This window comes from Psychrobacter sp. CX10 (genome assembly GCF_057621575.2).
In genome coordinates, this window is the sequence record NZ_CM177736.1 from 947,012 (window position 1) to 969,145 (window position 22,134).

The 22,134-nt window shown below is 38.9% G+C and carries 18 protein-coding genes and 2 tRNA genes; 9 read left to right on the plus strand and 11 right to left on the minus strand.

Annotated elements, in window-relative coordinates; translation table 11 throughout:
- Nucleotides 1-109: 109 nt before the first annotated feature.
- The 3 genes from AC21OH_RS03645 to AC21OH_RS03655 all read left to right on the plus strand — a co-directional run bounded on the left by AC21OH_RS03645 (nucleotide 110) and on the right by AC21OH_RS03655 (nucleotide 4,632).
- Nucleotides 110-1,564 (plus strand): NAD-dependent succinate-semialdehyde dehydrogenase, encoded by a 1,455-nt coding sequence (locus AC21OH_RS03645; protein WP_487371074.1) that lies wholly within the window; start codon nucleotides 110-112, stop codon nucleotides 1,562-1,564.
- A 277-nt stretch (nucleotides 1,565-1,841) separates the two neighbouring features.
- Complete coding sequence (gene gabT / locus AC21OH_RS03650; RefSeq protein ID WP_487371073.1) at nucleotides 1,842-3,101, plus strand: 4-aminobutyrate--2-oxoglutarate transaminase; 1,260 nt, start codon at nucleotides 1,842-1,844, stop codon at nucleotides 3,099-3,101.
- Between the two features lie 94 nt (nucleotides 3,102-3,195).
- The gene (locus AC21OH_RS03655) at nucleotides 3,196-4,632 is read left to right on the plus strand and encodes an APC family permease (RefSeq protein ID WP_487371072.1); all 1,437 of its coding nucleotides are present in this window, start codon (nucleotides 3,196-3,198) and stop codon (nucleotides 4,630-4,632) included.
- 306 nt (nucleotides 4,633-4,938) lie between these two features.
- On the opposite strand, the gene copM is transcribed toward AC21OH_RS03655, so the two are convergent.
- The 9 genes from copM to AC21OH_RS03700 all read right to left on the minus strand — a co-directional run bounded on the left by copM (nucleotide 4,939) and on the right by AC21OH_RS03700 (nucleotide 15,082).
- Nucleotides 4,939-5,742 carry a CopM family metallochaperone gene (gene copM / locus AC21OH_RS03660; RefSeq protein ID WP_487371071.1) on the minus strand — a complete coding sequence of 268 codons (804 nt, stop codon included), beginning with the start codon at nucleotides 5,740-5,742 and terminating at the stop codon, nucleotides 4,939-4,941.
- Between the two features lie 57 nt (nucleotides 5,743-5,799).
- Nucleotides 5,800-6,477, minus strand: a complete 678-nt coding sequence (locus AC21OH_RS03665) for a glycosyltransferase family 2 protein (RefSeq protein ID WP_487371075.1) — start codon at nucleotides 6,475-6,477, stop codon at nucleotides 5,800-5,802.
- A 147-nt stretch (nucleotides 6,478-6,624) separates the two neighbouring features.
- On the minus strand, nucleotides 6,625-7,431 hold the full coding sequence (locus AC21OH_RS03670; protein ID WP_487371070.1) for a class I SAM-dependent DNA methyltransferase: 807 nt from the start codon (nucleotides 7,429-7,431) through the stop codon (nucleotides 6,625-6,627).
- Nucleotides 7,418-8,251 (minus strand): PIG-L deacetylase family protein, encoded by an 834-nt coding sequence (locus tag AC21OH_RS03675; RefSeq protein ID WP_487371069.1) that lies wholly within the window; start codon nucleotides 8,249-8,251, stop codon nucleotides 7,418-7,420. Before AC21OH_RS03675 ends, AC21OH_RS03670 begins: the two co-directional genes overlap by 14 nt.
- A 127-nt stretch (nucleotides 8,252-8,378) precedes the next feature.
- Nucleotides 8,379-9,554 (minus strand): acyl-CoA dehydrogenase family protein, encoded by a 1,176-nt coding sequence (locus AC21OH_RS03680; protein WP_487371067.1) that lies wholly within the window; start codon nucleotides 9,552-9,554, stop codon nucleotides 8,379-8,381.
- A 177-nt stretch (nucleotides 9,555-9,731) separates the two neighbouring features.
- Nucleotides 9,732-11,546, minus strand: a complete 1,815-nt coding sequence (locus AC21OH_RS03685; protein WP_487371066.1) for an alpha,alpha-trehalose-phosphate synthase (UDP-forming) — start codon at nucleotides 11,544-11,546, stop codon at nucleotides 9,732-9,734.
- Complete coding sequence (gene otsB, locus AC21OH_RS03690; protein WP_487371065.1) at nucleotides 11,543-12,646, minus strand: trehalose-phosphatase; 1,104 nt, start codon at nucleotides 12,644-12,646, stop codon at nucleotides 11,543-11,545. Before otsB ends, AC21OH_RS03685 begins: the two co-directional genes overlap by 4 nt.
- A gap of 199 nt (nucleotides 12,647-12,845) precedes the next feature.
- Nucleotides 12,846-14,330, minus strand: a complete 1,485-nt coding sequence (locus tag AC21OH_RS03695; protein ID WP_487371064.1) for an ATP-binding protein — start codon at nucleotides 14,328-14,330, stop codon at nucleotides 12,846-12,848.
- A gap of 68 nt (nucleotides 14,331-14,398) precedes the next feature.
- A complete protein-coding gene (locus AC21OH_RS03700; RefSeq protein WP_486536455.1) occupies nucleotides 14,399-15,082 on the minus strand; it encodes a heavy metal response regulator transcription factor in 684 nt (227 codons plus the stop codon).
- 177 nt (nucleotides 15,083-15,259) lie between these two features.
- Here AC21OH_RS03700 and AC21OH_RS03705 point away from each other — a divergent pair, with 177 nt between their 5' ends.
- Nucleotides 15,260-15,916 carry a DUF411 domain-containing protein gene (locus tag AC21OH_RS03705; protein WP_487371063.1) on the plus strand — a complete coding sequence of 219 codons (657 nt, stop codon included), beginning with the start codon at nucleotides 15,260-15,262 and terminating at the stop codon, nucleotides 15,914-15,916.
- 67 nt (nucleotides 15,917-15,983) lie between these two features.
- Nucleotides 15,984-16,124 (plus strand): hypothetical protein, encoded by a 141-nt coding sequence (locus AC21OH_RS03710; protein WP_487371062.1) that lies wholly within the window; start codon nucleotides 15,984-15,986, stop codon nucleotides 16,122-16,124.
- A gap of 455 nt (nucleotides 16,125-16,579) precedes the next feature.
- Here the strand turns inward: AC21OH_RS03710 and AC21OH_RS03715 are convergent.
- Nucleotides 16,580-16,656: transfer RNA gene (locus AC21OH_RS03715), tRNA-Asp, on the minus strand.
- 37 nt (nucleotides 16,657-16,693) lie between these two features.
- Nucleotides 16,694-16,769, minus strand: a tRNA-Val gene (locus tag AC21OH_RS03720).
- A gap of 313 nt (nucleotides 16,770-17,082) precedes the next feature.
- Here AC21OH_RS03720 and AC21OH_RS03725 point away from each other — a divergent pair.
- The 4 genes from AC21OH_RS03725 to proX all read left to right on the plus strand — a co-directional run bounded on the left by AC21OH_RS03725 (nucleotide 17,083) and on the right by proX (nucleotide 21,715).
- On the plus strand, nucleotides 17,083-17,709 hold the full coding sequence (locus AC21OH_RS03725; RefSeq protein WP_487371061.1) for an SOS response-associated peptidase family protein: 627 nt from the start codon (nucleotides 17,083-17,085) through the stop codon (nucleotides 17,707-17,709).
- 318 nt (nucleotides 17,710-18,027) lie between these two features.
- Nucleotides 18,028-19,323, plus strand: a complete 1,296-nt coding sequence (gene proV / locus AC21OH_RS03730) for a glycine betaine/L-proline ABC transporter ATP-binding protein ProV (RefSeq protein ID WP_487371060.1) — start codon at nucleotides 18,028-18,030, stop codon at nucleotides 19,321-19,323.
- Nucleotides 19,324-19,393: 70 nt separating this feature from the next.
- A complete protein-coding gene (gene proW, locus AC21OH_RS03735; protein WP_487371059.1) occupies nucleotides 19,394-20,548 on the plus strand; it encodes a glycine betaine/L-proline ABC transporter permease ProW in 1,155 nt (384 codons plus the stop codon).
- Between the two features lie 72 nt (nucleotides 20,549-20,620).
- A complete protein-coding gene (proX, locus tag AC21OH_RS03740; protein ID WP_487371058.1) occupies nucleotides 20,621-21,715 on the plus strand; it encodes a glycine betaine/L-proline ABC transporter substrate-binding protein ProX in 1,095 nt (364 codons plus the stop codon).
- The last annotated feature ends 419 nt before the right edge of the window (nucleotides 21,716-22,134 follow it).

Genomic DNA, 22,134 nt, shown 5'->3' on the forward strand with positions numbered 1-22,134 from the left:
AAAGGTTTTAGCAGTTACTGTTCATTTCGTTTAAAAAATTTAAAACTTACTTATATCAATACAATAGCTATTTAAAGTCAATAACATTGCAATCTCAAGGACGGTTAAAATGATAAATCTAAAAAATAAACATTTACTAAAGTCTCAATGTCTAGTTGGTACTGGCTGGATCTCCGCAGAAGATGAAGCATCTATAGATGTTTTGAATCCTTATAATGGTGAAAAAATAGGTCACGTTCCTAGTCTGACTCAGTCACAAGTTGAACAAGCCGTCAGTGATTCAGAATCTGCACAGCGAAGCTGGGCAAAAATGACCGCAGCTGAACGTGGCAAGTTACTTAATAAATGGGCAGATCTCATTGATGAGAATCATGAAGATTTGGCAGTTATTATGACCGCAGAGCAAGGTAAGCCGCTAAAAGAATCGCGCGGTGAAATTACTTATGCAAACAGTTTTATTCGCTGGTTTAGTGAAGAGGGTAAACGTGTATACGGTGATGTCATACCAGCCACCAAATCTTCACAGCGTATTACCGTTCTAAAGCAGCCAGTAGGCGTATGCGCGGCCATTACACCTTGGAACTTTCCTTCGGCCATGATTACACGTAAAGCTGCGCCTGCATTAGCAGCAGGTTGTACCATGATAGTTAAGCCTGCGACCGAAACTCCTTTATCTGCATTAGCCATAGGAGAGCTTGCTATACAAGCTGGTATTCCAAAAGGTGTCCTGCAAATTGTTACGGGTAAGTCAGCTGTCATTGGTGACGTACTTACCTCAGACAAACGTGTCCATAAGCTATCATTTACCGGATCAACTGAGGTAGGACGCACACTGATGGCGCAATGTGCACCAACTATAAAAAAACTGTCATTAGAGCTTGGTGGCAATGCACCATTTATTGTATTTGATGATGCCGATTTAGAAAAAGCGGCTGATGGCCTTATCGCTGCCAAATATCGCAATGCGGGTCAAACCTGTGTTTGTGCGAATAGAATTTATGTGCATGAAGCAATTAAAGAAGAGTTCTTAACCGTATTTTTACAGAAAGTAAGAACCTTAACCGTTGGCGATGGACTAAAAGAAGGTGTTGATATCGGGCCACTTATTAATAAGAGTGCGCTAGAAAAAGTAACCGATCTTCTTAAAGACGCATTAGACAAGGGTGCTGAATTATTAGCAGGTGGCGATCTAAACGAGGCCTCCGAATTAACGATGAATCCAACCGTGATTAGCAATGTGACACAAGATATGGACATTGCGCATGAAGAGATTTTTGGACCAATCACAACTATCTTTACTTTTAATAACGAAGAAGAAGTTATAAAAAAAGCCAACGATACAATTTTTGGGCTTGCAGCGTATTTTTATAGCCATGATTTGGCACGCTCGTGGAGAGTGAGTGAAGGTTTGGAATACGGTATGGTTGGTCAAAATACAGGTATTTTGTCAACTGAAGTGGCACCATTTGGCGGGGTAAAACAATCTGGCTTTGGCCGTGAAGGGTCCAAATATGGTATTGATGAGTATGTGAGCATTAAGTACTGGGCTCAAGAGCTTGGTTAAATTAAACCTGATTAATTGAAGCTTGTTTAATACAAACTTCTCAAAAGTTAATGTTGTAATGATTACTCTTTGAAAGTTTGGTTGCAATGAGGTGGTTTAATTGGATTAAATCAATAAAGATCTACTATAAATTGGAACAGTCTCCAAGCTAAGTTTTTTTTATACGCAATCTTAAAAATGAACATTAAACGTTATTTTATAGAACAATTCATTAATTAAGACAAACAATAATACTGAATTAAGGATGCATTGGCATCAAATTACAAAGGATGTGGCTATGAGCAATCTAACGAATCAATCTTTATTAGAACGCCGCAAAGCGGTTTTACCAAACGGACTTGGTGTTGCATTTCCTGTATTTGCAGAAAAAGCATTGAACTCTGAGTTATGGGATGTTGAAGGCAATCGCTATATCGACTTTATTGGCGGAATTTCTGTACTTAACACAGGTCATAACCATCCAAAAATCACTGAACGTGTACGTGAACAATTAGATAAATTTACGCACACTGCGGCGCAAATTGTCAGCTATGAGAGTTATGTCAGCTTGGCTGAAAAACTTTGTGAGCTTGCGCCGATTAACGGCGATAAAAAAGCAGTATTTTTCACCACGGGTGCAGAAGCGGTAGAAAACACCATGAAAATTGCTCGTGCGAGCACTGGTCGCTATGGCGTTATCTCATTTGCAGGCGGCTGGCATGGACGTACTCATATGTGCATGGGCTTAACTGGAAAAGTCATCCCTTACAAAAATAACTTCGGGCCTATGCCTGCATCAATCTATCATGCACTATTCCCTGCGCCAGAATTGGGTGTGACTGAGGAGCAAGCTTTAGAGAGTATCGAGACGATCTTCCAATCTTGTATTCATCCCAGTGATGTGGCAGCCATGATTATAGAGCCTGTTCAGGGTGAGGGCGGATTCCATCAAGTTACGCCATCATTTGCCAAAGCATTACGCAAAATCTGCGATGAGCATGGCATCTTATTGATCTTTGATGAAGTCCAAACCTGTTTTGGACGTACAGGCACCTTATTTGCAACTGAGCAACTAGGGGTTGAGCCAGATATGATGACCAGTGCTAAAAGCTTAGCCGGTGGTTATCCAATATCAGCGGTTATTGGACGCGCTGAGGTTATGGACGCGCCTCAACCAGGCGGGTTGGGCGGTACGTATTCTGGTAATCCTCTAGGCTGTGTGGCGGCGCTAGCTGTTATAGAAGTGATCGAGGAAGAAAACTTACTTGAGCGTAGTAACGTTATTGGTGACCGTATAGCTGAATTCTTGAAAAATCTGAATAGTAATAAGATAGGCAATATTCGTCACAAAGGTGCGATGCTTGCTTTTGATATTGTTGATTCTGAAGGTAACCCTGATGCGCAAACAACTGCAAAATTAAGAGCCGATGCGTTTGAAAAGGGCTTATTATTAGCCTCTTGTGGTCGTCATGGCAATGCGATACGTATTATGGTGCCACTAACTGTCTCAGATGAGGTTTTACAAGAAGGTCTGGATGTTATTAAAGCTGTGATCTAATAGGTTGCTTTGTGGGTGATTGAATTGTCATTATTGAATCATACTCTTATCATTAGTTAAGAGCGCTATAACAGATACTATCAAGGAGAGAAAGATGTCTGGATTAAAGAAAACTTTAGGAATGGTCGATATTGTGGCCTTAGCGTTCGGCGCTATGGTAGGTTGGGGATGGGTAGTTCTCGCAGGTGGCTGGGTGCTGTCTGCTGGGATATGGGGCGCAGTCCTAGCTTTTTTAATTGGCGGTTTGGCGGTTATCTGTATCGGTATCACTTATGCAGAGCTCGCTGCTTCAATGCCCATCACAGGCGGAGAACATACTTATACGCATCGAGCATTAGGAGTTCATGCTTCCTTTATATGTTCGTGGAGTATTTTATTTGGTTACCTGTCAGTTGTGGCGTTTGAAGCTGTGGCGTTACCGACGGTAATCGAATATCTTATCCCTAACTTTAATCAAGGTAAACTTTGGAATGTTGCAGGATGGGATGTTTATGCCTCTTGGGCTATAGTAGGTATGATTGGGTCCATACTTGTGACATGGCTTAATATACGCGGGGTGAAGGTGAGTGCATGGTTTCAAAAGCTAGCAGTCACCGGTATTTTATGTGTGGGTACGTTACTTATTGTAGGTGCTATACTTTATAGCCCTGATCAAAGTGCCGCTCAAACCCCTGCATTCATAGGCGGTGCTGGTGGTATCATGGCAGTTATAATTATGGTTCCGTTCATGTTTGTAGGATTTGATGTTATTCCTCAGGCTGCTGAAGAAATTGATTTAACCCGTCCAAAGATTGGTATCTTTTTGATAGTATCTCTCATAGTTGCCGTAGCATGGTATGCCGGTGTGGCTTGGAGTGTGGGACGTACTTTACCCCTTGCAGAAGCTAAAGAGTCAACATTAGCGACTGCCGATGCCATGACCAATGCTTGGAATGGTAAGTGGGCAGGGGTACTATTAGTCATCGGTGGCGTGTTAGGTATTTTATCGAGCTGGAATGCATTTTTGGTCGGTGGTAGCCGTTTGATGTTTGCAATGGCGAAGTCGCATATGTTACCAAGCTTTTTGGCCAAGCTACATCCAAAGTACAATACGCCTGTGAATGCCATTTTACTAATCGGCGGACTTGCTACGCTCGCACCTTTGTTTGGTCGCAAGATGCTTGTTTGGATAGTTGATGCAGGTGGCTTTGGTATTGTTATTGCCTATACCTGTGTTGCGATCTCCTTTTTAGTCTTGCGCTACCGCGAACCTGATATGGTAAGACCATTTAAAGTACCTGCAGGTAAAGTGTTAGGTATTATAACTATCATACTAAGTTTGGGATTATTAGTACTTTATATGCCAGGTATGCCGTCTGCGTTAACTGGCATTGAATGGGTAATCTTTATTGGATGGATCATATTAGGCTTAGCTTTATACCTTTATTCTTTAAACAGAAACCCTGGTAAGAGTAAGGAATATATGGATGCTGAAATTGATGCCGTAAAACAGCTCAATGTAGAATGGCTAAAAAATAATAAACTAAAGTAGTTAAGTGACTGACTTGTATCTTTAACCGTACCTATGCTCTAAAAATACAAAAAAACTCCTCAACAATGCGGAGTTTTTTTGTTTATTGACTAAAGACTTATTGTCCAAGTTATATCAAAGTATACGTTGCTAAAAACATCAATTGTTGGTTTTGTTAGATTGATATAGTTTATCCTAAAATTCGTTTAGTTGGATTGTTTCAATATCATATATATCAATGATTTGCGATAGCAACCATACAATATTTTCACTCCAATATGCCTTCAAAAATATCGTAATTTAACTATACCGATTATTAAAATAATTTTACGAATGCTGATCGATCCAGTTTTGCATTAACTCGATTTCTTGATTTTGAGCATCGATAATAGTTTGAGCCAGTTTCAGCATGTCATCGTCTTTACCATATTTAAGCTGAACTTCGGCCATATCTATGGCACCACGGTGATGCGGCAACATGCCTTTAGCAAAGGCCATATCTGGATCAGGATCTAATATTCCCTCCATCATATCCCCATGCATAGCGTTCATGCCATCGCTATAAGCTTGATGCATCTCAGCGGTATATTCCTGAACAGGGGTATCAGGATGGTTATCTAGCCAGTTATCCATTTGCTCAATTTCAGCATTTTGCGTTCTGATAATATTGGACGCTAATTGGCGCATGGTCTCATCTTTGCCGTATTCTAATTGTATTTCCGCCATCTCTACTGCGCCTTCATGATGGGGGAGCATGCCTTTAACAAATGCTACATCGGCATAATTGGCCTGCATGCCCTCCATCATATCTTCATGCATATCATACATGCTATCAACGTATTCTTCGCCAAATTCAGTAGTCGCTTTAATATCCGACATATCATGATCGTCATCACGGTCCATATCTACCGTTTTCGCAGTAGGACTACTTGGCTCTACGTCGTCTACAGTGGCTGTGTCTGTATCGCTTGTCGTATCTACAGTGGGTTCGTTGTCTGTGTTGGGTTTACATGCGCCTAATAAAAGCGCCGTAGAACACAAGCTCGCCACCACAAGTTTTTTGGTGGTGGAGGTTTGTAAAGTGCTTTGAATCCTATTAGTTGTCATGGTTTTGTTGGTATAAGTTTTCATTTTTATCTCCTTATTTTCGTAACCCTCACTATATACATCGTATTATTTAATTTATTTTCAAGGTTGTGAGCTTCCGCTTTCAAGATTATTTAAAAAGGTTGCAAATCCGCCTTTGGTTCTGACTTGTAAACGACTACTTGTCGTGACCCGTACTTTATTCGTCCATATAATTTGATAGCCGTGAGTCTTAAATTTTTCGACCAGTGCCACATCTTCATGACACTTTAAAGTATCAAAACCGCCCACGTTAACATAGGCGTCGCTAGTAAAGCTTATGTTAGCGCCGTGTATATGGTGGTGATTCATACTGTCATTATAATGAGTCAAATAGTTTATTTTGGTTTGAGGTTGTAGGTGCTCCCATTTATCTATCGAAACCACGCCGCAAACCATCTCAGCACTATCTTGAATATGATGCACCATTTGCTGGTATAGCCAATTTTCGTCAACGGTGGAATCTGCATCGGTACATGATATCCAAGTTGCATCAGACTCAATTGCATGACGTATTCCAGCGTCTCTGACTTTTCCCACACACTTATATTCACAGGTTAAATACTCAACTCCTGCGGCTTTGACGAGATTAAGTGTATTATCGGTACAAGAGTCAAGCACCACAATCGGATAAGCATGGATGGTAGGAGGCAACGCTTTAATAGCTATTTTAATAGCGTCTAGACAGTCGTTAATGGTATTCGCTTCATTGTGAGCTGGGATAACTATGGCAATCTTAATAGCTGACTCAAGGAGTGGGGTAAGAGCTGTTGCTTCTAAAATAGGCACTTGAACATTCACATCTTTAGATTCATAAGGCTGTGTCAATAGTTTGTTATTGTTATTGCTATTTGAATTTATATCATGATAGGTCATTTAATACCCTAACTAGTTGGTCAACCCTTCTTGCATGGCGACAGTCTCTAATGTATTCACCCAAACATCAACTAAGAAGTCTTTATCTTGCAACCGGCTCTGATGCGTCAATTGATGATTTGATTGAGGGGTAAGGTTAAAGTGAAGCGATTGCGATGAATTATCTAATGATTTTAAATTGTCAGACTCAGTTAATTTATGGTTATTATAGGCATCATACAAACGTTGATGTACCAGTTCACCAGTCATCTCAAACCCATCTATATCATAGCGCCAGTGACAACATATTAGGGTGCCGCCTATCGCTAAATGCTTTAATACCCAATCTATGACGATATCTATATCGCTCGCTGACAAATAATAGAGTACCTCGCTAATCACTATTAAATCGAATGAAGAGCCGCTATAGGTTGATGATTGGTTATTTAAGTCATTATCCAAATCAGTTTTTAGATCGTCATTTAAACCATCCTTCATATTTTTTGCACTAAATAAAATATCAGGAATAACACCTTCAATGAGTTTTATGTGCGAAATTTGTTTTAAATTATCCTCAGCGAGCTCAATGGCTTTTGCATTAGCATCAATACTTGTTAATGAATGACAACGTGCTGCAAGCAGCTTACTAAACACCCCATTGCCGCAGCCTAACTCAAGCGCATTGTTGTAATGAGGTTTAGGCAGTAAGGATAAACATATTTCTCGCTTGCGCGCTTCATACCAGCGCGTCTGATACTCCCACGGGTCATCGTTTTCATTATACAATTTATCAAAATAGTTTTTAGGATATGTGGTTTTCTGTTTATCAGGATTGATCATAAATATATACTTCCCAAGGCTGATTAATTCGGTCAATAGTATAGGCAGATAATATCGGCGCATTGCCCGTGCTTTCATCGGTGCTGATCTGACTTTTAAAACAGTGTATGGCATCAGCTTTTCGCTGGTTTTGTTGGGTATCTAAATCAACTCTATAAGCATTATGCCAAGGAATACGCTCATCATTAGGCTTAGCCCAGTGCCAAGCCCATATCAGCACTTGATAGCATTTCAACCCGTTTTGTTTTGCATATTCGCTCACAGTTTGCCCAGTTACTTCATGATCGGGATGACCATCATGGGCAAACGGTGCTACCAAAATATCTTGAGGTTGCACCACTGTCTCTAACTTTCGTTTTAATAGCGCTTGTTGGCCAGGTACCTGACCGTCTTCAATCTCTAAAGATAAGGTCTTTACTTTAGATGCTATGCCTAATGTTTCTAAGGCTGCCATGCTCTCATTCGGCCTTATAACATTAAGTTTATGCGGCGGGTAAATGGTTGAATCGGGATGACTTTGGGTGCCATTAGTGACATATACGATTAAAATTGGAATATCATTGGCTGCCAACTGCTGTAGTAAGCCGCCACAACCCAATATTTCATCATCGGGATGGGGTGCAAATATACAGATGCGAGGCTTTGAGTTATCTTCAGATATAAAATGATCTGCCACGTTTAGTCGGGGTAAATCACTCAAACCTTGCCAGTTCTGCCATGCTTCTCGGCTAGTACCTTGACCTTCAATAACTCGATCGCCCACAATAGGATGAATACGATGAGGTTCGTTAGTTGATGCATCGTCTACTAGGTTAGACATTATTCTCTCCCTAAAGATATCAAAATTGTAGCAAAGCCTAGTACTTGACTACCTTGCATCTTTTTAGCAGCATTTAAACATGCTGTATTAGAATCAGTTTTCTGCAACGCCAATTTGAACGTTTGATTTATAGATTCCATAAATTTTGTTCTTCTGCTATCGACTCATTAACCAATTCAGCAATACGCTTGAGATCAAATGCAGCATGACTTTGACGGATAAACACACTTAAATCAGCCGATAGAGTGGCAAAATGCGCATGACCACAAAATGGAGCAGCACCTAAAGCTTTACCTACTGTGGTTAAAATCAGTGTTGCCAATGACTCAATATTGGCTCTTAATTGGCGAATTTGTCTTTCATGGTTTACCTTGCTATTTGAGTCTATTAAGTAAGCAGTGTGATATAAATAAGATTGTGACACGGCAACTGCGGTACTAACGTCACCCAAATACATGGCTTTGTAATCGTTGGGTTTGTGATGAAATGATGTGCTTAAATAGTTAGCAATACTGATAGCGGCCCCGTACCAACATGATGCTACACCTGCGGCACCATGCCAAAATCCAACTCTATCAAGATAGTCTTTGGGTTGACCCACTTTGGTAGCCACTACTTTATTGAACGTAAGGGTTGCCGTATCGGTGTCCTTCATGCCTACCGCTTGCCAGCGGTTATTATCCATCTTGATACCGTCTCGACTCATATCGACAATTACTAAGTTTGACTGTCCTGATTCATCACGGTACGTCATTAACCCATAGTCAACAATATGCGCCCCTGAGCACCATGCTTTATTACCCTCAATGATACCATCGTTATAAACGATAGGTTCTGGATGACCATCTGCCGCCCATACTGCCCACAAGCCAGTAGCAGAGTGTTCATAGTTTAATTCAGCTAGAATACTAAGCGCATCTAAATGAGACTCAAACCACTTAGCCAGGGTCAAATCGATACCAGATACATATGATAATATCTGCCAACGAAGCAGTGTTTGAGAACAAAGGGTTTGAGAATAAAGGGTATTAGAATGAAGGGTATTAGAATGAAGGCTTGAAGCGCTCGTTGAACTGTCATTGCTTAACACTTTAGGGTTTTTATTTGAATTAGAGATAAATCCACTGGCGGGATGCGGTATCTTGGACGAATAAGAGATCAAAATATCTAACAACTCACGTCTCATTTTTTCATCAATTTGTAGTGTAGGATGAGAGGCTATGTTTTCAATTTTGGGAAATTGTTCTTTTATACCTGCTTTGATGTCATCCAAAAATTGATTGTCTACATTAAAAATGTGCATGTCCCATTCCTTTATTAACGACGCTTATTTATTCTATACTGCCCTTAATTATTGCATTATCAATAATATTAAGTTGGTGAATAACAATTTACATAGAGTCTATTCGTATAGAGCTTTTATATTAATCCATTTTTAATAGAGCCATTTTAAATCAATTAAACTTAATCAGGCTAAAGCTTAAGTGTCTCTCTTATTTAAGTTATAAAAATCTTGACGAAGATCGTGCATAAACTTGTTTTGCCACCACTGTAAATCCTGCTGCTTAAGACCCTCTAAAAGCTTAGAATGTCGCTGATTGCGCTCAATCAGCGGCATTGATATTGCTTTTTTGAGCCCATCCATGACGCTCGTTATGTCCAGCGGATCGATAATAACTGCCTCATGCATTTGATGACTGGCACCTGCATAACAAGATAGAATTAAAACCCCAGGGTTTTGAGGATTTTGAGCCGCTATAAACTCTTTAGCAACGAGGTTCATACCATCTTTAAGCGAATTTACCCAACATATATTACTGTGCCAAAATAATGACATAAGTTTCTCATGACTATATACGTGTTCGTTATAGACGACTGGTTGCCAAACGTAGTGAAACTTCAAATTAGTGATGGTATTTTTTAAATTTATATTAAATCTATCAAGCGGTTTTAAGTTTAATAGGTTTGTTTTATATTCAGAATTTGTTAAACAGGTGGTAAGCTCTTTGGAGTCATCATTGAGCTTATTACCTTCAAATTTATTTACATAAAATTTATCTAATTCAAGTTTATTTACATTAAGTTTATCTACATCAAATCTATTTATATTAACAACGCTAGATCTGACATCTTGATAAAACTCTCTATACGTAGTCAGATCTAATCGGGTAGGGCACGCAATCTGCAATAGGTGTAAGTGGTGTTCATATTCAGGATGATGTTGAAAAAAAGTGCGAAAGCTGTCGAATCGTTCAACCAATCCTTTTGAATAATCAATTCGATCTACAGCGATGATTTGCTGATAGTTACTCTTTTTATCCGCATTTGTAGATTCATTCGTTTGTAAGTCATCTAAAGTATCAGTATTTAAATGAGCGACTTGCTGCTCTATTTTCCCGACGTTAATACCTATAGGGTAGGTATCTATTATGAGATGATGTGCATGTTTATCATTAAACTCTAAATCTAGCTTTAAGATTAGCTTATTTGGGGTTTGATCTTTATATTTTAAGTTATCATCGTTTGCTAAAGTATCATCAGACTTTGTAAAATACTTGATCACTTCTGCACAGTTACGTTTGTCAGCTAAAGTTTGAGTGCCTATCACATCATAATGTGCGAAATGACTAATAAGAATGTCGCTCGATTTAATCGACAGCCAATACTTTAAAGGGGCAAAAGGGATGTGTAAGAAAAATCCTATACGATTATCCATACCAAGTTTACGGCAGTAATATGCCACACTCATAAAATGATAATCATGCACCCAAATGACATCATTAGGCTCAATAATTGAATATAGCTTTTTGGCAAATAGCTTGTTAACGGATTGAAAGGTTTCAAAATCTTTTGGATCATCTTTGATTAGTTCTGGCTGCTCATGCAACATTGGCCACAGCACGTTGTTTGCATAGCCACAGTAATAATGCTGATACTGACTTGACGTCAAAGGCGTGGTTAAGTAATTTATCTGACCTTCTTGGCCATGTTCAAAGCCACGTTCAAAGCCACGTTCTAAGCCACGTTCAAAGCCACCTTCTAAGCCATTTTCTAAGTCGCATACTAAATCACGTTTTGAATAGTCATCGCTTGAGCGAATAGATTTATATGTAAATCTGTCTACATCATCCATATTATTCACTTGAGTAGGAGCGTCAATAACCTCGCCGTCCCATCCCATCCATATGCCTGAGCTTTGTTTTAAAATTTCACAAAGGGCAACTGCCAACCCGCCTGCCATCGGTGTATCTTGTGGCATTTTAACGCGGTTCGATAATACGATTAAACGACTCATAAAGCAGACTTCGATATCCGTTTAGACATAGGTTTAGATGCCGATTTTGCAGATAAATTAGACGCTGAATCAAACATTGTAATCGACTCAGACGCACAGCCGATACGTTCATTATTAGGTGTTAAATGACTGGATGTTAATTGAATGGATGTTAATTGATTGGATGTTAAATGCTGAGCCTCTATAAATTCTAAAAAGGTCGCCAATAATCTCTGTACTTGATTGATATCTTTAACATAATAGCTGGCATGAGTAGGTTCATCCCCAACTTTGATAGTTATCGCATTTGAAGCCTCTGTGTAAGAATGTATGGCCTTGAACCCTGCTTCATCTGTCACATCATCACCAAAGAATATTGGGCATAGCGGTGGGTCAGCTAATTGATTTTGAGTGTTAAAATCGTCCGCGACTGGGTTCTTATTACACCCATTTTTTAATGTTTGAATAGTTGAGTTTTCAGCTTTAAGTTTGTCAGCATTAAATTCTTCAAGCAGTGTCAAAATGGCTGAGCCTTTATTGATACCTTTAGGGACTATCTCAAACACATATTTACCTTTTTGAAGCATCCAATTAGTAAATTTAGCTTCTGTTTTTCTCATTATAGAATGAGCAACGTTTTGTAATTCAGGATGTTTGCGATAGTGTAAGGCACAAGAGTAGGGCTTGTCTTCAAAAGCTAAGCTAGGATACCGCTTTATTGATTCTTTGATAAATGATTTGATCTCATTGAGCTCATTTATAAATGTATCATTGAATAGACTTAGTGAATTGTGACTTTCGGTATTACCGTCTTGTTTAAAATTAATTTCTAAGCCATGTGTCGCAGCGATACACACATCTATAGGTGAAAGCATCTGCTGTGCTTCACCCAAACTACGCCCTGTAACAGCCGCTATAGGTACACCAATATTAAGAATCTTATTCAGTAAATCTAGGGTCTGCTTTGGTATGAAACTGTCTTTAGGGTCGAGCGTGAACTCCGCTAAGGTACCATCTATATCTAAAAATAGAGCATAGTGATTAGAACGTGACAACAGACTCTTGAACTGCTGCTCTTCTACAAACTTGGCATGATGATTAAATGATGTGTTATCTGTCATCACAGTTAATCCTTTAGTAAGGCTGTTGTTCATTGGATGTTGAGGAACATTATATAAGTATGTTTTTACTACAATGACAGCTACTTATGGCATAGTCGATAACGATAATGTATCTAATAGTATAGGATTAATATGTTTTAATTATTTTGAATGTTTAACTGAAATGAAAGGATCAATTGAACTGATTATAAGACGTGTTCTAGACTGCAATTAACAAACTTACAGCGACTTCAAAAAAGTCTTCGTCTTTTACGGTAATGCTAACCTCCCCGTTGTGTGCGTTGGCAATAGCTTGAACTATTGAAAGTCCTAATCCAGTACCTGAATAGTATTGACTCGTTTTATCATGACGATGAAACCGCTCAAATAACCGATTTGCTTCAGCTTGTGTCATCGGTTCGGCAATTTTATTAGTAATCGTCACAATCAGCATAGGTTGAGTATTAAGCGTATCGCTTAGATGATTATTATTAATGACTCTCTCAACAACACCTTCAACCAACTTAGCGCCTATCTCAATGGTACTATTGGACTTAGCATAATAAATGGCATTGGATATAAGATTAGAAAATAGCCGCTGTAATAATCCATTATTACCCTTTACGTTAACAGACGACAACTCAGCAGATGAGCCTTCTATAAATAAACCCGACTTAGATAAAACAATATTCCTATCCTCTGCTAGCAACTCATAATACTCAACAAGTTGACCGATTAAGCTTCGCATATTAATTGGTTTTAATAGCTCTGAGTTCATTCCCTTTTGAGTTTTAGCCAGCAATAACATATTGTTTATCATGCCAGACAATTGCTGTAAGGTTTCAAGCTGATGATGTAATTGCTCTATATATTCCTCAGTTTCTCTAGGTTGACTAAGCATAACTTGAGTTTGAGTCGTTAAAGTAGCAATTGGCGTGCGCAGCTCATGAACAATATTGTCTGAAAACCGGGAAAGTGATTTAAAATTGTCCTCAAGCTCATACATCATAATGTTGTAGGATTCAGCAAGTGGTCTAAGCTCACTAGGCATATCAGATACTGTTATCCGTTCGCCAAGTTGTTGTAAGTTAATGCTTTTCATACGTTGAATAAAGGTAGTTAGAGGCGAGAAACCCCAATACACACTTAAAGCCGCTATTGACACTAATAATAGGGTGATCATAAATAGTATGATCTTTAATTGAAAAGTGAATTGGTTTAAATAGATATGGTGCACGTCAATTGGTAATGCCAGTAGATATATACTGTTGTTAAGAGTAATAATGATACTGCGATACGGTCTATCGCCTAACTGTAATTCAAACTGCTTATCACCATACTGGTTTTTCAGCTCATTAATATTAACCCTATTTATATTCTCGAACTCTGAACTGTTATCGGTACTATAATTGGTATTTGAACCTGTAATAAGTTGACCGTTACCATTAAACTGAAACACTTTAATAGTGTAATCTAACCCATCATTATGACGATGAACTTGATTGGTGTCTTGCAATACGTTTTCTGAATTTATACTGGATTTTCGCAAATTGAATACGGCGTGGGTTAACATCTCTGCATCCATCACCTCAAAATGGCTTTTGACAGAACGCTGAATCCAAAAATAAACCATCACTTGAGATATCACCACAAATACGGTGAGTAATATAACGGTTCGCCACAATAAGGATATTCTAGTATTCATAGTGCATGGATTCTTATTAAATGAGGGTAGATAAACGAGTTAGATGAAAGGTTGTAATAAACCCTATTTTAGTTATTCTCGTTATCCAATTTATACCCCATACCTCGTACCGTATGAATTAGCTTCGACTCAAACCCATCATCAACCTTTTTACGCAGACGCCGAATCGCTACATCAATCACATTGGTATCACTATCAAAATTTATATCCCATACTTGCGATGCAATCACCGAACGGGGCAAGACTTCGCCTTGACGCTCTAGCATAAATCGTAATAATGAAAACTCTTTGGCGGTCAATTTTATGGCGGTATTACCGCGGTGTACACTATGCTTCGCTAAATCTACTTTTAGGTCAGCAAACTCCTTTATAGTGCTTTGAAAATCCGACTGATTTGCCCGTCGTAGCAGGCTTTTAATACGTACTAATAATTCTGCAAAGGCAAAAGGTTTGGTTAAATAATCGTCCCCACCAATCTCGATACCATTGACCCTATCCACCAAATTATCTTTGGCAGTCAAAAACATAACAGGTGTAAAGTAACCTGCATCACGGTAACGCTTGACTATCTCAAATCCATTGATGTCAGGTAACATAACATCCATTATGACTACGTTATAATCATCAGACATCAGCGCATGAAAGCCATCCAACCCTGTTGCTTGATGCTCAACGACAAACCCAGCCTCGCCCAGTCCTTTAACAATATATTCTGCAAGTTTGGCTTCGTCTTCTACCAGTAATATTTTCATGCATACCTTAACTTAATGTATGTGTGACATGCTTTATATAATAGGACAATCGTCAGTGTTTGCCTAATAAATGAGTTGTAGATGACAAAAATGTAATGTTGTTGTCATCTCGTAGTCAGATGGTTTAATTTAAAATGTACTTAACATACTAGAACAAATAACATTTTGGAGTGAATTATGATGCGTTTTGGTTTAAGTATTTCAAACAATAAGACAAAACTAGTAGGACAATTGGCACTAATAATGATGTCCATGTCTATATATGCTTGTAGTCAAGATGAAAGCGTAGCTTCAAACGCTACTGATAATGTGGATACAATCAATAGTATTAAAGCTGAATCATCTAATCAAAACATGAATACTGCTATTGATGACACATTGACACTCAATAAAGCAAACAGTGACTTAACTATAAGTGAAAACAAAGGGCTAATGAATGTCTCAGCCACCGTGTACAAAGACCCAAATTGCGGATGCTGTGGAAAATGGATTGACCATGCCGAAGATGCGGGTATGACAGTCAGCGTACAACATCCTAAGCAGCTAAATCTATTTAAAGACCGCTACGGCGTACCTCAAAATATGCGCTCCTGTCACACCACAGTTACCGAAGACGGCTATGTCTTTGAGGGGCATATTCCTGCCAAATACATTGCCGAATTTCTTGCCAATCCGCCTAGCGACGCCATTGGACTTAGCGTACCTGGTATGCCAGTAGGTAGCCCTGGTATGGAATATCAAGACAAATTTATGCCTTATGACATCTTACAAATGAATAAAGACGGATCAACTGAGGTTTATGAGAATGTCACTTCAATAGACGATCAAATATAAAACTAAAACCATAATACTTATATTCAATATTGCATCGCTGATAATTAAATTAAGCTTGGAGACACTCATGCAACCCACACAGCAAAATACGCATTCGGATAACACTAATTCAAATCACTTACAAAGCCAGCACTCTGGCATGAATCCTTATGCCAAGTTTGCGCTGATGATTCTGACCTCAACCTTAATCATGTACATCATAATGTAATTCAATAACCACATCTGGGATCACGTCTATTTTAGCGAAACCCAAGCCTATATGGCACTATACATGGGCGCAATGATGGCAATAGTCATGATAGCGTTAATGCGTAATATGTATAAAAACAAAAAATTAAACCTAATCATCTATGGGTTAATTGCCGTGCAATTGGTAATGACAAATTAAAGACAGGGTTAAACAGTTCGATAAACAACTATCAGACCAAGCAGATAGTCGTCGTAGCAAGGGTTAAACGATGATGTATGTGGCGGTTGATAACCAGCCAGCAGGACTTATCTATGTGGCCGTCCCTATAAAAACCAGTACCAGCAAGGCAATTAATAACGGCTTTAAATAATCCAACTAAAATAACACGCACAAAAAACCCCGCTAGATATAATCTAGCGGGGCAAAACTATTAAGTAAGCTATAAATAAACACAACTAAACTAGTTTTAAAGATGGCGCAGCGGACGGGACTCGAACCCGCGACCCCCGGCGTGACAGGCCGGTATTCTAACCAACTGAACTACCGCTGCTAGTCGCATTAGTAAGTTTAACCACTAACTAATAAAGTGGTGGGTGATGACGGATTCGAACCGCCGACATTCTGCGTGTAAGGCAGACGCTCTACCAACTGAGCTAATCACCCTAAGAAGCGTTAATAAAAAGTCTGGGAGACTTTTTAGCTTCGCAAGAGAAAATCACTAAAAGAGGATATTCTAAAAACTTAATAACTTTATTAGGTATTATAAAGAAAATCCAATAATAAGAATTTCCTGTACACTCAACAGATATATAACCTCTGAATGTAGGAGCGTATTATATAGAATATTACTAAGCTGTCAAATATATTTTTTAAATTAACATCGATAAAGTACTTATATAACGTTTAAAATTAATACGATCATATTTCATCAGGTCAGTTAGGTGAATGGCTTAGTTTATAACTTAAAGGAAGTAATATGTGCTCAAACTTTGAACCTGCAAGCCCTAATCAAATCCAGAAAATTATTGAAAATAAACAATTAGAGTTAGACTTTAAATATAAAAAAAGAGTATACCCCGCAGATTTCTGCCCGATCATAATCTCTACCGAAGATGGTTTGCAAGTCGTAAAAGGTCAATTTGGATTAAGTCCGAAATGGGCGAGCAATCCAGTTGACTATGCCACCTACAATGCCCGTATTGAGACTATTGAAGATAAGAAAACTTTTAGACCTGCCTTTACTCAAAATCAGTTTTGCTTGGTACCAATGTCAGCATTTATGGAGCCGTATTATCAAAGCGATGACCCTAAGGAGAATGAATGGCAACGAATCTATCAGAAGAACGAGGTGCCCTTTACGATAGCAGGTATGTATGAGTACAATTCTCACTTTGACGATCCAGTGTATAGCTTTACGTTGTTAACTCACAATGCAGACGATGAGCCATTTATGAGCCAATTTCATAAACCGCATAAAGAAAAGCGGTCCATATATTTGGTTCAACCCGAAAAACATTTTAAATATTTACAAGCCTCAAGAAACCAAATTACTAAAATTATGAGTAATATAGAAGCGGATAGGTTTGAATTTGAGCAAGCTTAACCAAACCTTTGAGTTATTCTTTACATTTTTATATATATGTAAGGTAACTAATAACTAACTTATAGACGAATAAATAATAGTTACTAGAACTTCTTAAAGTCACATCTTCATTACTAGTTATTGTTAGTCATCATATTTAAAAAAACTTACTAATAAACTTAATAACTTTTAGATTTTGATAGGAAGTTTTATTACAAATAAATGTTTGTTTTTGTCTATATTATATCCTCAAAAACCATATTTTTTTGACTGTACCGATTTGTTAAAGCGTTAACATTATGTTACTGTCCTTTACAATTCAATGAATATGGTTCAGTTATGTCGGATGTATCGCTCGATAAAGAAGTGGACGTAAAAATTAGTAAAACGCATAAACCCCTTGATAGTAATTCAAACCTAACTCTCCCAAAATTAGAAGTCAGGAATCTATACAAGATTTTTGGCGAACATCCCAAAAAAGCCATAGAGCTTGTCAATAAGCAACAAAGTAAAGATGAGATATTTGCTAAAACAGGCAACACTGTTGCGGTCAATGATGTCAGTTTGAGCATTCAAGAAGGTGAAATCTTTGTTGTAATGGGCTTGTCTGGATCTGGTAAATCTACACTCATACGCTTATTAAATCGATTGATAGAACCCACTGCTGGTAATGTATTTGTCGATGGGGAAGATGTTGTCAAAATGAATGATGACAAACTTCGTCAGACGCGCCGTGAAAAGATGAGCATGGTGTTTCAATCCTTCGCATTAATGCCTCATTTAACCACCCTACAAAACGCAGCATTTGGTCTTGAACTTGCAGGTATGGATGAAGAGTTGCGGCATAAACGAGCTATGATCGCTTTAAAACAAGTCGGACTCGACGCCAACGCCAATAGCTACCCAAATGAGCTGTCTGGGGGGATGCAGCAACGAGTTGGTCTTGCCCGCGCATTAGCGAACGATCCAGATATATTATTGATGGATGAAGCTTTTTCTGCTTTAGACCCTTTAATTCGTACCGAAATGCAAGATGAGCTACTTAAGTTACAACAGCACGATAAACGCACCATCGTATTTATCACCCACGATTTAGATGAAGCCATGCGAATTGGTGATCGTATTGCCATTATGCAAGATGGTGTGGTCATTCAAGTTGGAGCGCCTGATGAAATCCTTAATAACCCTGCCAATGAGTATGTCTCCTCATTCTTTAGAGAGGTGGATGTCAGTCAAGTGTTTACGGTTGGTGATATTGCGCATCGCAGTCAACTTACCTTAATTCTAAAACCAGATACTCCGCCAGGGCAGGGTATACGTACGGCATTAAAGCGAATGAGTGAAAATGATAGAGAATACGCTTTCGTGTTGTCTCAGCAGCTTGAGTTCTTGGGCGTTGTATCGTCAAAATCTCTAGAAGATGTTCTGATAAAACAAAAAGATATTCAAGCAAATTTAACACTGAGTGATGCCCTATTAGATGATGTGGCAGCCGTTCCTGCGGATACAAACATTGGCGATATCTATAACCAATTAGCACGTTCACCTTACCCGCTACCCATTGTTGATGCGCAAGGTAAGCATATCGGAAGTGTGAGTTATATCAACTTGCTAGAGACGTTAGGAAAGAATTAAAGCTTGAGTATGTTTCATATACAAAAACATTCATCAAAGTAGTTAACTAAAATTATAAAACGTGAAAAATATGCCAGATTCAAATGACGATCAAAGCTTAAATAGTGCTTCAAATAGTGCATCTGAAATCGTTTCCGATAGCGCCACTGACTCACTAGTAGATAGCCCGATAGAAGCCCCAGAAGCAACTGCCAACGCATGGGACAGCGCGGGCGCAACCATCAAAGATACCTCAAATAGCAGCCTTTCGAGTGAATCAACCAGTTCAATGAGTAGTATGTCCTCTGGTGATATAGAAAAAGCTGACTTCTCATGGTTAGACCCATTCGCTCAAACCCTTATACCATTAGACAATTGGGTGGATAGCGCAATAGGATGGATTGTTACACAATTTCGCCCTTTTTTTATCGCCATCAAAGTACCTATTGATTGGACGCTTAATTCTATTGAAGCTGGTTTATCCAGTATTCCAGCGCTATTATTTATTGTGCTTTTTAGCTTACTCGCATGGCAAATGGCGGGTAAAAAAATGGCCGTAGGAACATTTATCGGAATGACGATATTGGGCGCCATTGGGGTATGGGAGGAGTCTATAACCACGCTCTCTTTGGTGCTAACCGCAGTATTGTTCTGTATGATTATCGGGATTCCAAGCGGTATTATGATGGCACGCAGCGATACGATGGCTAAGATTATGCGCCCAACATTAGATGCGATGCAAACCACGCCGGCATTTGTTTATTTGGTTCCGATTGTCATGCTATTCGGGATAGGTAATGTGCCGGGCGTTGTCGTTACTATCATATTTGCCGTGCCGCCTGTTATCAGACTAACCAATCTTGGCATACGGCAGGTACCTGTAGATTTAATCGAAGCGGCCAATTCATTTGGCGCAGATAAAAAACAACTGCTATATAAAGTTCAGCTGCCTTTAGCGATGCCAACCATTATGGCAGGTGTCAATCAGACGTTAATGCTCAGTCTATCGATGGTGGTTATAGCTTCTATGATTTCAGTAGCAGGTTTGGGTCTTATGGTTCTGCGAGGTATTGGACGTTTGGATATTGGGCTTGCGACTGTCGGCGGATTAGGCATCGTTATCATGGCGATTATTCTTGATCGAATGACGCAGTCGCTAGGTCAGAATAACCGCGATAAAAAGCATCAAAAGTGGTACCAGTCCGGGCCTATTGGATTGGTATATAGTGTATTTAACAAGTCTTAGTTTTTTAACCCTGTTTTTTTAACCATAAATTTATAACCAACAATTTTTTGACTATGTATAAGGAACATATTAATGAAGTTATTTAATCAAACCGTATTATCAATTGCGATCGGTGTTACTGGTTTATCGCTTACTGCGTGTAATCCCACCGAAACCGAAACATCAGAAGAAACAACTTCCACCGAAGCTACTACCGAATCCACTACCAAATCTGGGAATGTGACCGCTAATGAGGCTGGTGCTGAGAGCATGCCAGGTGAAGGTATTAGTGTTCAAGCCATTCAAAGCCCAATTTCAGAAGAAAGCTTTCAGACAATGGTTGTCAACCAAGCGCTAAAAGATTTGGGTTATGATGTAGAGCCAATCAAAGAAGTAGATTATAGTGCAGGCTATACTGCTATTGCTTCTGGCGATGCTGAATATGCGCCTGTGAATTGGTATCCACTACATAACGATATGTACGAAAATGCTGGTGGGGATGAAGCGTTTTACCGTGAAGGGCACTTAATTGAAGGCGCCGCTCAAGGTTATTTAGTTGATAAGAAAACGGCAGAAGAATACGGCATTACCAATCTAGAAGCATTTGCTGATCCAAAAATTGCCGCTTTGTTTGATACAGATGGTGACGGTACGGCTGATTTAACTGGTTGTCAAGCCGGCTGGGGCTGTGAAGCGGTTATCGAACATCAGTTAGATACCTATGGTTTGAGTGATACTATCACTCATAATCAAGGTCAATATGCTGCTATTATTTCAGATACCATTGCCCGTTACGAAAGTGGCGAACCCATTTTCTATTATACGTGGACGCCTTACTGGGTTTCTGGAAAACTAGTGCCTGGCGAAGATGTGGTCTGGTTAGAAGTGCCTTATACCGCAAACCCTCATTCAGATGATACGACTGCGCCAAATGGCAAAAATTATGGCTTCTCGGTCAATAGTGAGCGTATTGTAGCCAATAAAGACTTTGCAGAAGCTAATCCAGCCGCTGCTAAGCTGTTTGAAGTTGCAAGCATTCCTTTAGCGTCAGTAAGTGAAGAGAATATGCTTATTGCGAATGGTGAAGATTCACAAGAGCAAATTAAGCAACATGCTTTAAACTGGATTAAAAACAACCAAGAAGTTTATAACGGTTGGTTAGAACAAGCACGCGCTGCTGCAAAATAAGATGATATAACTAAGTTCAAGTTTATACGTTAAACTTGAATGCGTGTTTAATTTATATCGTTTGATTTATATTTTTTATTTTAAAAAGACGAGTAGCTTAAATAGTTACTTGTCTTTTTTTGTGGGGTAGGTGGGGTGGTTCTGATGGGTCTGAATTTTAAAAATTTAAACCAGGTCTATTGAGCCATTATACTATCGATCTTATTTAAGAGAGTTTGAGTTTAAAAATCTGTCAAGCTTATGGATGAACTAGATAACTTTACAGTATGAAGTATAAATACATTAAAGATTTCATTCAATTATTCTACTATCAACTATTGTATTAATCCAATATAACAACTTCCGGAAAATCTTTAGTTGGTTAAACACGATCAATGTTAATTAACGCATTGTCTACCTTGACCCCTGCTGTCAAATCC

Bases quoted from the DNA above. Each gene is read 5' to 3' on its own strand.
- AC21OH_RS03705 (WP_487371063.1), top strand. From the start codon at position 15,260: ATGATGCGTTTTGGTTTAAGTATTTCAAACAATAAGACAAAACTAGTA.
- AC21OH_RS03655 (WP_487371072.1), top strand. From the start codon at position 3,196: ATGTCTGGATTAAAGAAAACTTTAGGAATGGTCGATATTGTGGCCTTA.
- gabT (WP_487371073.1), top strand. From the start codon at position 1,842: ATGAGCAATCTAACGAATCAATCTTTATTAGAACGCCGCAAAGCGGTT.
- proX (WP_487371058.1), top strand. From the start codon at position 20,621: ATGAAGTTATTTAATCAAACCGTATTATCAATTGCGATCGGTGTTACT.
- proW (WP_487371059.1), top strand. From the start codon at position 19,394: ATGCCAGATTCAAATGACGATCAAAGCTTAAATAGTGCTTCAAATAGT.
- AC21OH_RS03680 (WP_487371067.1), bottom strand. From the start codon at position 9,554: ATGCACATTTTTAATGTAGACAATCAATTTTTGGATGACATCAAAGCA.
- AC21OH_RS03685 (WP_487371066.1), bottom strand. From the start codon at position 11,546: ATGAGTCGTTTAATCGTATTATCGAACCGCGTTAAAATGCCACAAGAT.
- AC21OH_RS03725 (WP_487371061.1), top strand. From the start codon at position 17,083: ATGTGCTCAAACTTTGAACCTGCAAGCCCTAATCAAATCCAGAAAATT.
- otsB (WP_487371065.1), bottom strand. From the start codon at position 12,646: ATGACAGATAACACATCATTTAATCATCATGCCAAGTTTGTAGAAGAG.
- AC21OH_RS03670 (WP_487371070.1), bottom strand. From the start codon at position 7,431: ATGATCAATCCTGATAAACAGAAAACCACATATCCTAAAAACTATTTT.
- AC21OH_RS03695 (WP_487371064.1), bottom strand. From the start codon at position 14,330: ATGAATACTAGAATATCCTTATTGTGGCGAACCGTTATATTACTCACC.
- proV (WP_487371060.1), top strand. From the start codon at position 18,028: ATGTCGGATGTATCGCTCGATAAAGAAGTGGACGTAAAAATTAGTAAA.
- copM (WP_487371071.1), bottom strand. From the start codon at position 5,742: ATGAAAACTTATACCAACAAAACCATGACAACTAATAGGATTCAAAGC.
- AC21OH_RS03700 (WP_486536455.1), bottom strand. From the start codon at position 15,082: ATGAAAATATTACTGGTAGAAGACGAAGCCAAACTTGCAGAATATATT.
- AC21OH_RS03675 (WP_487371069.1), bottom strand. From the start codon at position 8,251: ATGTCTAACCTAGTAGACGATGCATCAACTAACGAACCTCATCGTATT.
- AC21OH_RS03645 (WP_487371074.1), top strand. From the start codon at position 110: ATGATAAATCTAAAAAATAAACATTTACTAAAGTCTCAATGTCTAGTT.
- AC21OH_RS03710 (WP_487371062.1), top strand. From the start codon at position 15,984: ATGCAACCCACACAGCAAAATACGCATTCGGATAACACTAATTCAAAT.